Origin of the sequence: Sphingobacterium suaedae (assembly GCF_042684625.1) — a bacterium.
GTDB lineage: Bacteria > Bacteroidota > Bacteroidia > Sphingobacteriales > Sphingobacteriaceae > Sphingobacterium > Sphingobacterium suaedae.
The window spans coordinates 88081-99071 of record NZ_JBHULR010000008.1; the positions used below are offsets into that span (position 1 = coordinate 88081).

7 protein-coding genes are annotated in these 10991 nt (G+C 44.8%); all 7 read left to right on the plus strand.

The features are described from left to right. Window positions 1-12: 12 nt before the first annotated feature. Genes ACFSR5_RS15505 through ACFSR5_RS15535 form a run of 7 tightly spaced genes read left to right on the plus strand, consistent with a single transcriptional unit; the run spans window position 13 to window position 10791 of the window. Window positions 13-4257 (plus strand): beta-ketoacyl synthase N-terminal-like domain-containing protein, encoded by a 4245-nt coding sequence (locus ACFSR5_RS15505; RefSeq protein ID WP_380905371.1) that lies wholly within the window; start codon window positions 13-15, stop codon window positions 4255-4257. After that, window positions 4245-4544 carry an acyl carrier protein gene (locus tag ACFSR5_RS15510; RefSeq protein WP_380905372.1) on the plus strand — a complete coding sequence of 100 codons (300 nt, stop codon included), beginning with the start codon at window positions 4245-4247 and terminating at the stop codon, window positions 4542-4544. Before ACFSR5_RS15505 ends, ACFSR5_RS15510 begins: the two co-directional genes overlap by 13 nt. Further along, entirely contained in the window at window positions 4535-5317 is a 783-nt protein-coding gene (locus ACFSR5_RS15515; protein WP_380905373.1) for an alpha/beta fold hydrolase, read from the plus strand. Before ACFSR5_RS15510 ends, ACFSR5_RS15515 begins: the two co-directional genes overlap by 10 nt. After that, window positions 5310-7715: a glycosyltransferase gene (locus ACFSR5_RS15520; protein WP_380905374.1), complete on the plus strand. Its 2406-nt coding sequence runs from the start codon at window positions 5310-5312 to the stop codon at window positions 7713-7715. Before ACFSR5_RS15515 ends, ACFSR5_RS15520 begins: the two co-directional genes overlap by 8 nt. A 3-nt stretch (window positions 7716-7718) precedes the next feature. Next, on the plus strand, window positions 7719-8990 hold the full coding sequence (locus ACFSR5_RS15525) for a condensation domain-containing protein (RefSeq protein WP_380905375.1): 1272 nt from the start codon (window positions 7719-7721) through the stop codon (window positions 8988-8990). Next, window positions 8987-10240: a condensation domain-containing protein gene (locus ACFSR5_RS15530; RefSeq protein ID WP_380905376.1), complete on the plus strand. Its 1254-nt coding sequence runs from the start codon at window positions 8987-8989 to the stop codon at window positions 10238-10240. The genes ACFSR5_RS15525 and ACFSR5_RS15530 overlap by 4 nt, the downstream gene beginning before the upstream one ends. A gap of 8 nt (window positions 10241-10248) precedes the next feature. Beyond that, on the plus strand, window positions 10249-10791 hold the full coding sequence (locus tag ACFSR5_RS15535) for a hypothetical protein (RefSeq protein WP_380905377.1): 543 nt from the start codon (window positions 10249-10251) through the stop codon (window positions 10789-10791). Window positions 10792-10991 lie beyond the last annotated feature (200 nt).

Genomic DNA, 10991 nt, shown 5'->3' on the forward strand with positions numbered 1-10991 from the left:
TATCCATTGATTATGAAGAAAACAGATGTTGCCATCGTTGGTTTATCTTGTGTCTTTCCGGGGGCACAGGATGCCAATATGTTCTGGCAAAATATCATCAATAAGGTCGATTCGACGGAAATCGTTCCGGCTGACCGCATTGACCCGGTCCATTTTAACGATGGTCCGGGGACTGTAGATCGCTTTTATTGCAAACGTGGTGGGTTTATCAAGGACTATGTGTTTGACCCAACCGCCTTTGGTATTTTACCGCTCGCCGTTGAGGGAACCGAGCCGGATCACCTGTTAACGCTTGATCTCGTACAGAAGGCACTGGAAAATGCTGGCGTATTTCAAAAGCAGGTGTCCTTGGAAAAAGCGGGAATTGTGATCGGGAAAGGAAATTATACTGGCCCGGGGGCTACCCGTGCCATAGAAATCGTACGTACTGGCGAACAGATTTCCTCCCTTTTACACGAGCTTTTACCACAGGTACCAGCGGCAGATATCGAAAAGGTAAAACAAGCATTCCAGGAACGCAAGGGGCGCTTTGCTGCTGATACGGCTATGGGTTTAATTCCCAATCTTGTTGCTTCCCTCGTGGCCAACCGCTTCAATCTTGGCGGTGTGGCCTTTACTGTAGATGCTGCTTGTGCCAGCGCCCTGATCGCTGTAGACCATGCAGTACAGGAACTGCAGCGCGGCCGTAGTGACATCATGATTGCAGGCGGAGTACATACGGGACAAAATGCTGCTTTTTGGAGCATTTTTGCGCAATTGGGGGCCTTGTCGCGCAAACAGCAAATCAAACCTTTCAGCATGGATGCCGATGGCTTACTCATTGGTGAAGGCTGTGGTTTTGTTGTATTAAAGCGACTTGAAGACGCTGTACGTGACCAGGATAAAATCTATGCGGTCATCAAAGGTGTGGGGGTGAGTAGCGATGGCCATGGCACCAGCGTCATGAGTCCATCGGTGAAAGGGCAATTAAAAGCTTTACAACAAGCCTGGATCAATTCTGAACTGGATAAAAAACAGATCGGTTACCTAGAAGCTCACGGCACAGGTACACCATTAGGAGATAAAACTGAACTGGAGACGCTGTCGCAATTTTTCGGTAAAGACGACGCTACTCCAGTGGCTGGAATCGGTTCGGTCAAATCGAATATTGGTCATGCCATGCCGGCTGCAGGAATCGCGGGGCTGATAAAAACCTGTTTGGCCCTATACCATGATACATTGCCACCAACGCTTTATTGCGAAAACCCGACCGCCGACATGCAGACAACGCGATTTGCTCCCGTGCAGGAAGCAAAAAGCTGGTCACAGACAGGTCTCCCAAAGGTGGCCGCAGTAAATGCTTTTGGCTTTGGTGGTATTAATGCGCATGTAGTCTTAACAGGCTATGATATGCCTAAAAAAGATCCAGTGCTATTACTAGCCCGGCCAACACATGCGGAATTGCTTTCTGCTTTACGGAATAACGACAACACGGTAGGTGAAGGTAATTATCGTCTGGCATTATTTGACCCTACCCCAGAGCGCATTGAAAAGGCTATCAAAATCGTTTCGAAAGATAAAGCTTGGCGCAACAAACAGGACATCTGGTATACCTCGACCCCATTATTGAAGGAAGGAGGTAAGATCGCCTTTGTATTTCCGGGCCTAGATGGTTTAGCGAAAGGTGAAGTAGACTCGGTCAGCCGTTATTTCGGACTAACGGCACCTATACAAACCGAAGGTGAAGGACTGCTGAATGATGCCTTGGCTATTTTCAATTCTTGCAGCATTTTGGACAATTCCCTAAAAAAACTGGGAATATATCCGGACATGAATGCCGGGCATAGCTTAGGTGAATGGCTGGCGGGCTATTCTGCGGAACTGGCGGAAGCAAGTTCGGTCAAGGATCTGATTGATGTACTTCACCCGCAGACTTTTGAACTCAAGGATTCCAAATTTATTGCCATAGGAACAGGGCTGCAGGAAATTACACCTTTGATTACTGGAATTCCCAATATTTATGTTTCCAATGACAACTGTCCACATCAGGTCATTCTATGCGGTAGCAATACCGCTTTAGAAGAACTTGTACCTCAGTTGAAAGCGAAACAGATATTCCATCAGATCCTGCCATTCCAGTCGGGTTTTCACTCACCTTTTGTGGCAGACAAACTCGACCTGATTTTGGCGGGCATGGAAAAAGTACAATTTCAGGCAACCAAGATTCCTTTGTGGTCGGCAACGACATTAAAGCCCTACCCTTCGGATCAACGGGCCATCCGTCAATTGAGTGCCGAACACCTTGTACAACCAGTCCGTTTCCGCGAACTAACGGAAAAACTTTATGACGAGGGAGTCCGGTTCTTCATCCAGGTGGGTACTGGTGGACTGATCGGTTTTATTGACGATACCTTAAAAGGGAAAGCTTTCAGCACCTTAGCATCCAGTGTGGTAACACGTTCAGCACTTGCTCAGCTACAACGTGTCGTTGCGGCTTTATTTGTAGAAGGAAAAACAGTGGCGCTGGATTTTCTGGCGGTACATAACCATATAAAAAAGACGACAAGCAGAGGCATGAAGCTACAGCTCGGTTCGCCTATCGTCCGTAATTTTGATGCGGTCAAGAGCTTAGGAAAGTCTTTTGGTACCGTTCAACCACAACTGACCGCCGGAACAGCTGTAAGGGGCAATCATCCATTGGTACAGGCATTTCAGGAGAATATCGCCGATATGATCCGGATGCAGGAAGAAGTATTGACACTCTTTCAAAACCGGACTGTCTCTGGTATTACAACAGCCGTTGCCGCCCCACCTATTCTAGAAAAAACGGTTGAAAGACATTTCGAAAAAATGCTGCAGGTCAATTTGGACAGTCACCCCTACCTGATTGACCATAGTCTGTTGCGACAGCCAAAGGGATGGTCGGAAGTCGCAGACATGGAGCCCGTCATACCGATGACTATGATCTTTGAGTTGCTCGCAGAAATCGCACGGGCAGAACAACCCGCAACCAAGATCCACAAGATTATGCATGTAAGTGTATTTCAATGGATGAACGTGGCCAAACCATTTGAAAAAATGGTTAAGGGCGAATGGCGTGGTCCACAGCTGGCTTATTTGGATATCGAAAATTTTGCAAATGCGGAGGTAGCGCTGTCTGCAGCACATCCTGCGCCCCCACAAGCTGACCTTTCCATTGGTGAGAGACTATCTATCACGCGAACTACTGAAGAAATCTATGACAAGCATATGTTCCATGGGACAGCCTATCAGGGCATTGTGGCGGTGACGGCTGTAGGTAAGAAAGGGATCACAGGCAAGATCAAGGGTAATGGTGGCAAAGGTTCGTTATTGGATAATGCTGGACAGTTGTTCGGTTTATGGTTGCAACTTACGCTGGCCAAAGATCGCATCGCATTTCCGGTTAAAATCAAAGAAATCGAGTTTTTCGATAACATGCATGATCAAGATGGTTTGTTTGAGTGCACCTGCATGCTGACTGAGCTCAACGATGAGTTCGCCATCGCCGACATCATGCTCGAACGAAATGGGAAAGTATGGTGTGCGATCCGAGGCTGGCAAAACAGAAGGCTGGAAATCGACGAAGCACTATGGAATGTGTCCATGTCGCCACTGCACAACCGTCTGTCAACGGAAATCGCACCGGATGTTTTCTTCTTTCACCAAGCCTACAGCCGGGTTGCTTCCTGGGACTTTATTCTGAAACGCTATTTCAACCAAACGGAAAAACAGCACTACCAACAGCTACTGCCCAACCGCCGAAAAAGTTGGATGGTAAGCCGTGTTGCCGTAAAAGATGCAGTTCGACAGTTACTAAGCCGTGAGAAAAACCACCCCTCTTATCCCATTACCTTTGAGATCCGCTCCGATGAAGTCGGCAAACCGTATCTTTTGGGTGATATCACAAAAGATATCCATGTTTCACTTGCTCATAAAGATAAGGACGCCGTGGCTATTGCCCGGCAGGACAAGCCGGTCGGCATTGATATCGAACTCATTGCAGAACGGAGTACCGGTTTTTACCCCCTGGTTTTTACCGATGCAGAAATGGAGTTACTCAGAGGCCGGGAACAGGCGGAATGGACAACCCGTTTTTGGGTAGCGAAGGAAGCTTATGGCAAATTCTTAGGTACAGGCTTAAAAGGCAACCCTAAAAAATACGAAGTGGAGCGCATTCAAGGCGATCATCTTTGGATCAATCAAATAGAAATAAAAACAATCAAACACCAAAATTATATTATCGGATGGACACTGTAAACACCACATTAAAATTAAATCATGAGGAATTATTCGCTTTACTAAAAGGCTTTATCACGGAAGTTATCGGCGAAGAATTTGTAGAGGAGATGGATATCACCCCCGAAAGTTCCTTTACAAAGGACCTTGAAATGGACAGTATTGAAATTGTTTCTTTTTCAGAGAAAATCAAAGCGCATTTTGGTGAGCAGATTGATTTCACCGGCTGGTTATCTTCGATGGATCTGGACCAGTTGATTAATCTTGACCTCCGCATGATCATCAATTATATCCACGAATGCCAATAATTACGGTCAACAATAGGAAAGTTCATATACAAGAACTGAACAAAGGTGCTGAACAAACCCTGGTACTGATCCACGGTATGTTCAGTAATCTCTCTATTTACTATTTTAATATTGCACCTATTCTAGCTCAGCATTTCCACGTCGTTATGTATGACCTCAAAAGTCATGGTATGAGTGAGCGCGTATTGGAAGGTTATGATCTTGAAAATATGTCATCCGATCTGATTGCCTTAATGGATCACCTACAGCTTCAAAAGGTCCACCTGTTGGGATACAGTTTTGGCGGACTTATCGCACTCAAGACAGCATTGCGGGTTCCTCAACGCGTGGAAAAGCTAATTGTTATCGAGGCTCCAGACCCACAGGATGAAAAAGCACGCAATATTATCGATGAATATAGCAAGGAATTTTTGGAGCATTACATCGCCAATTTTACCGATACAACGAAAATGAAAATGGGTAAGCGGCAGTTTGAAAAAAACCATCGTCTCTACGAATTTTTATTCAACGAGACGAGCATCAAAGCGGATATGGTCAAGGAAAAATACTTTCTGCATCAAATGGATACCAGCGTTCTACTATCCTTAACCCTACTGCTGTATGGTGATACTTCCAACTGCAAACCTACGGGTGTATGGTTACAGACTAAAATCCCAGGCGCTCAGCTTGAACTGATTCCTGGAGACCACAATATTCCGATACAGGAACCTGTACAGATAGCTGAAACTATCGTTCATTTTTTAACTAAACCTTTATTACAAAACCATGGCTAAATTTGTGTTTGTTGTCCCCCCATTGACAGGTCATGTCAATCCAACGTTGAGCATTGGTACTGAATTACTGGAAAGAGGACATGAGGTGGCCTGGATCAGTCTGGACAAAACCTTAACGGATAAACTTCCAGCTGGCGGAAGACTATTGCTTATTCAGTATGACCAGACGGATGAAGAAAAAAAAGAAAGCGAACAATACCTCGATATCATTTCCAAAAAGATCGTTTATGGTATCGATAGCATCAAATTTCTGTACGAAGAGGTACTGATTCCTTTGAATAGGCATTGTTACAACGGTATTTTAACCTTATTGGAAGCGTTTGCACCAGATCTGGTCATTGGTGACCATCAATTATTTGTGGCTGCGATTGCAGCAAAGAAACTCGGTTTCCGGTATGCGACGACCGTTACTGCTCCTGCTGCGATCAAAATAGTCAGCGAGCTTCCGAAAGTACACGAGTGGGAAGAAAAACAGATTGTTGCCCTGCAACAGGAACTCGGGGTTGTGGACGATAAGCCGTTGGACTGCTCGGACTTACTTACGCTAGTCTTAACCTCCCGTTATTTTTTTGGCGAAATGGACCTTACGGAAAACTATCAGTTCACCGGTCCAGTGCTGTCGCAACGCCGCGTTTCGGCTGTGTTTAACTGGGATCAACTTCATGCCAATAACCGGAAGAAAATTCTGGTCAGTATCGGTACTACCTTTGACCATGAACATAAGAAAGCATTTTTTCAAAAGGTCATTGATGCTTTTGCTGAAGAAGACTTAACAGTTGTGGTTGTGTCGGACCCGCGATTATTTGATGCCTGGCCTGAAAACTTCATGGTTTATCAAGCAATCCCGCAATTAGATCTGTTACCCCATCTGGATGCGGTCGTATGCCATGGCGGCCATAACACCGTTTCCGAAACGCTAATGCAAGGTTTGCCACTTGTGATCATCCCAATCGCCTATGACCAGTCTCATGTCGCGGGCCGCGTGGTCCGGACCGGAGCCGGTGAACGCTTGAATTTCAACCGCTTTAAAGCACATCATTTAAGAGAGAGTGTCCATTCGATTTTAAATGATCCGTCCTATCGTGAAGCCGCACATACGATCCGCCATTCTTTTATCAATGCCGGCGGGACAAAAACTGCCGCGGACTTATTGGAAAACGTGATAGTTCCGATCAACACTAGGGCAGAAGTCACGGCGAAGTTCCTTATCGTAGTACCGCCATTTTTCGGGCATATCAGTCCAACCTTAAGTGTGGGCGCGAGCCTGCTCGCCCGTGGACATGAAGTCCGGTGGTTTGGCATTACACCCCTGGCTGATCACCATATCCCGACAGGTGGCCGTTATATATATCCCGAAGAAGATCTAGTACCATTTCAGGAAGAATTACAAAAGCTATTAAAACGACAGGATGATGGTCCTTCCTGTTCGGGACCTGAAGTCATGAAACTCGCACTGGAAGAAACCTATGTTCCCATCGCGAAAATGATGATGCCCGGATTGGAACGCGTTCGTGGCCAATGGCAGCCCGACGTCATCATCAATGACTGCATTACTTTTGGGGGAGCGTTATTCGCGTATAAACACCAGATCCCCTGTGTGACGACGACGCCCGTTCCTCCGGATGTTATGGGCGACACGGCGAAAAATGCACCTAAAATATTCGAATGGCAGCAAAATCTGATCAAAGATCTCCAAAAGGCCGTGGGAATTTATGATGAGGGAATCTTTATACATTCCCACCAGCTCAACCTCATATTCACCTCACAAAAATTCGCAGGTTTTGAAACAGTACCGCCACATATGAAATTTGTCGGCCCCGTCAAAGGCCGGCCAAATAATACCCCTTTTGACTGGGAACGTCTGGCCGCTAGCACTACACCGAAGGTATTTGTATCTTTAGGCACCTTGCTCGTGGATATCCGAAAAGCATTTTTTGGCAAACTGATCGAAGCTTTTGCCGATCAACCCGTTACCATTATTGCTGCAACTCCGCCAGAGATATTCGAAGAATGGCCATCCAATTTTATTGTGAGTGGCTTTGTCCCACAATCCGACCTGATGCCACACATGGATATGGTCATCTGCCATGGCGGTTTCAATACGGTGAACGATACCTTTACAAATGGGTTGCCCATGCTGATCACGCCGATCGCCTATGATCATTTCCATACGGCTAAACTCATTGAGCAGGCCGGCGGTGGTTTGAGTATTCGATACAAACGGATGCGTATCGATGCCCTGCGTGACACGGTGTTTGAGTTATTGGAAAATCCCAAATACCGAAATGCTGCCAAAGAGGTACAAAAGACCTTTCTAAATGCCGGTGGCAACGATAAGGCGGTAGCCCTATTGGAAGATTTTGTAAAAAAAGAATGTTTGACCTTAGCACAGACCTAAGCGATGAAGAGAAAACTATTGTTTGGGGAGCGCATGCTGCTGGGGGATGGAACTGAGCCCTTCAACGCGGTTATTCCTTTTCGTCTACGTGGTGTTTTCAGCGAAGAAGATATCCAATATGCCTTGAGCCGTTTGCAGGAAAAACATCCCTGGCTACGGGCGCTCATCCAATATGATGAGCAGAATGTGCCTTGGTTTCAAATTCCGGTACTCCCCGTATCGATTCCGGTAAGGATAATACAGCGACAGCATGAAGAACAGTGGCAAGAGGAGTCTAAACAGGAGTGGCATTCCGCGTTTGATTACACGGCCACACCTTTAATCCGGTTTGTCTGGATTAAAGGTGAAGAAGTCTCTGATATGCTCTTTGTGTTTCATCACTGTCTATGCGATGGTGGCTCTGCGATGGCGCTATTGTATGAATTTCTAAAGGTATTGGACAATCCTGCTGCGGACATCGGACTGGAAAACCCAATATTCGGTATCCAGGATGTGGTACCAGCACATATTCTACAGAATGGCAAAAAACGATTTAAGGCAAAAGCCATTGGCAGACTAGCAGCTTTAGCGATAAAATGTATTCCTGTCAGTAAAAAGGCGATTGACAGACAGAATGATTATCTGATCCATTGGAAGCTAGAGGAAACCACCAGTAAGCAATTGATTTCCCTTTGCAAGTCTTCAGGAGTAACCGTCAATACCTTTTTGGGTGCAACAGTATTGGAGGCATTTAAAAAAGTACGTGGCTCAGCAGCATTCAATAAAGTTTCCTGTCCTGTTGACATCAGACGTTTTGCGCCACAAATTAAAGATGATCATATTTTTGCTTTCGGACTAATGATCGTCATGGCATCGAATCAAAAAATAAGCTTTTTGGATAATCTCCGGTTGATGCAAGATGAAGTTGAATATAAAACAGCGAAACTCAATCCCTATATCACCATGATGGTGATGGAGTCTGCCCATGATGCACTGAAGAACTTCACTAAGCTGTTAAAACAAGGCAAGTCATCCAACGATTGCATGTTTTCAAACTTGGGGCGCATACAGATTCCTGATCAATATCAGGAATTCAGCCTGGAGACCATTTTCAGCCCATCCGTTATTGGGCCATTAGGCAATACGACGACGATGGTCACTTCGACCTATCGGGGGCAAATGGACTTTTCCTTTGTGGGAAGCGAAGGCTATTTACCTGAAACAGAAGCCTTGGCGATCCGTGATGAGATCATAGCTCGCATCAGACAGCAATTAGATTATCAGGAAGCATCATGATCGAACGGAAATTAATGCTGGTGGAAAGGATCATGTATGTTGATCCCGAAACACCTTTAAACTGTGTATTTACGGCTAAAATCCAAGGGAAGATTGCTGAAGAACATATTCGGAATGCCCTGGCAAAAATTCAGGGGAAACATCCTTTGCTCCGCTCGGTTATAGAGATGATGGATACAAAACATCCCCATTTTGTTGTCAAGGAAGGCATGGAATCTATTCCACTGCAAATCGTTGAACGAAAAACGGAGCAGGACTGGCTAATTGTATCGGAGTGCGAATGGTATCATCCATTTAGCAAGGACAACAAGCCGCTGGCTCGATTGGTCTGGATCAAAGGCGAAGATGTATCGGAACTGCTTTGGATGTTGCCGCATTGTATCTGTGATGGAACTAGTATCGTCACGTTGATGCGGGAGCTCCTTAGTTTGTTGGATAATCCCAATCAGGAACTCCAGCCCTACCCACTTTTTAAATCGGTTAATGATTTCCTTCCGCAGGGCTTTGACCCGCGGAAAAAATCGCGTAAAGCTAAACGCTATTTACTGTTGGCAAGACTCTTTTTTTTCCTGCAACGGAAGAGCAGAAAAAGAAATTCAGGGAAGAACTATGCAATTCATTGGAAACTGGATACGGAAACAACGGTGGCCTTAACCAAAGTCTGTAAAATGCTAGGTATTTCAGTCCACGCAGTCTTATGTTCAGCATTTATGCAGGCTTTTAGGGAGGTACGGGGTAAGTTGGCAAAAAATAAAGTAATCAGTCCTGTTGATATACGCCATTTTATTCCAGAGATCAAACAGGATCATATGTTCGCATTTGCGCCAACGGTGGAACTTTCCCTAAAAAAGAGGAAAGAGAATATCTTGGCCAATGCGAATGCCATCAAATCAGAACTTTCACAGAAAATGGAAAAGGTGAAAGCTTGGGAGCTGCTCTGGATGGGCGAGCAGATGCATCCGCTGGTGGAGCGCATGATTACTATGCTAAAATCTAGTCCAGGCGGGCATGACATCACACTTTCCAATATGGGTAAAATCCAGATGCCAAATGTGTACAAAAATTTCACCTTGGAAACCCTCTACAGTCCAACAGTAGCTTTCCCCTGGTTGAATTCCAACACCTTGGTCACAACAACGTTTAATCAACAAATGGATTTTACGTTTATGTCCAATGAAGATTTCCTGCCCAAAGAAGAAGCGATTAAAATAAAAGATAAGGTTATCGGCTTTTTGGCCTTATCATTATAGTATTATACATGACAAAACTTGCTCAAACCAAGAAAATAAAAAAAACAACACTTAATCGCTTCTTAAGAAAGCGCGCGATTTATTACATACTTCCCAATGTATTCTTCAATTTCCTGGTGGCTTATGCCAGCTTTCAGGAAATTGGATATACCCATTTTTTTGCTGGACCTCAAAGTTTGGCCCGTTTGACACTTCCCATGGCCATATTTTTACCGATCGTCCTTACCATGGATATCATCAAGCGGGTGATCGCAGCCATCGAACAGGAATCCATCGAATTAATCGTGAACAGCGAACTGGACAAGAATAGATTTATGACGAAGCTATGTATCGTCCATGGTTTCGTAACAGGCTTACTTGTGTTGGCATGCCTGCTATTGGCACAATATAGTCTGTCTACGCATTATAAATTAAATGCTACTGCAATGGCTATTCTGGATGCTATTCTTGCAGGCGTACTATCAATTGTATTTACATATCTACCAATCAGGAAATTAAAAAAACATTTATCTGAGCCTTCATTAGTCATTCAAGAAATAGAACGAAATTAGCTTCTCTTGGTGGGAAGCTCGCTCTTATAACATTTGCTACCTAAAGTCAGTAAATGTTTTTTCCGAAATACTGTCGCTGTAGTTTACTGATTTTTTTGTTTTATATACTGTTAGGAATAAACAAAAGGGGCCGTATCAAAATAGCTATTTTGATACGGCCCCTTTTACAAAAAAAATTGCTGCTACTTATTGGTCAATTT

Coding starts and splice junctions, on each gene's coding strand:
- ACFSR5_RS15535 (WP_380905377.1), top strand. CDS start 10,249: ATGACAAAACTTGCTCAAACCAAGAAAATAAAAAAAACAACACTTAAT.
- ACFSR5_RS15520 (WP_380905374.1), top strand. CDS start 5,310: ATGGCTAAATTTGTGTTTGTTGTCCCCCCATTGACAGGTCATGTCAAT.
- ACFSR5_RS15525 (WP_380905375.1), top strand. CDS start 7,719: ATGAAGAGAAAACTATTGTTTGGGGAGCGCATGCTGCTGGGGGATGGA.
- ACFSR5_RS15515 (WP_380905373.1), top strand. CDS start 4,535: ATGCCAATAATTACGGTCAACAATAGGAAAGTTCATATACAAGAACTG.
- ACFSR5_RS15505 (WP_380905371.1), top strand. CDS start 13: ATGAAGAAAACAGATGTTGCCATCGTTGGTTTATCTTGTGTCTTTCCG.
- ACFSR5_RS15510 (WP_380905372.1), top strand. CDS start 4,245: ATGGACACTGTAAACACCACATTAAAATTAAATCATGAGGAATTATTC.
- ACFSR5_RS15530 (WP_380905376.1), top strand. CDS start 8,987: ATGATCGAACGGAAATTAATGCTGGTGGAAAGGATCATGTATGTTGAT.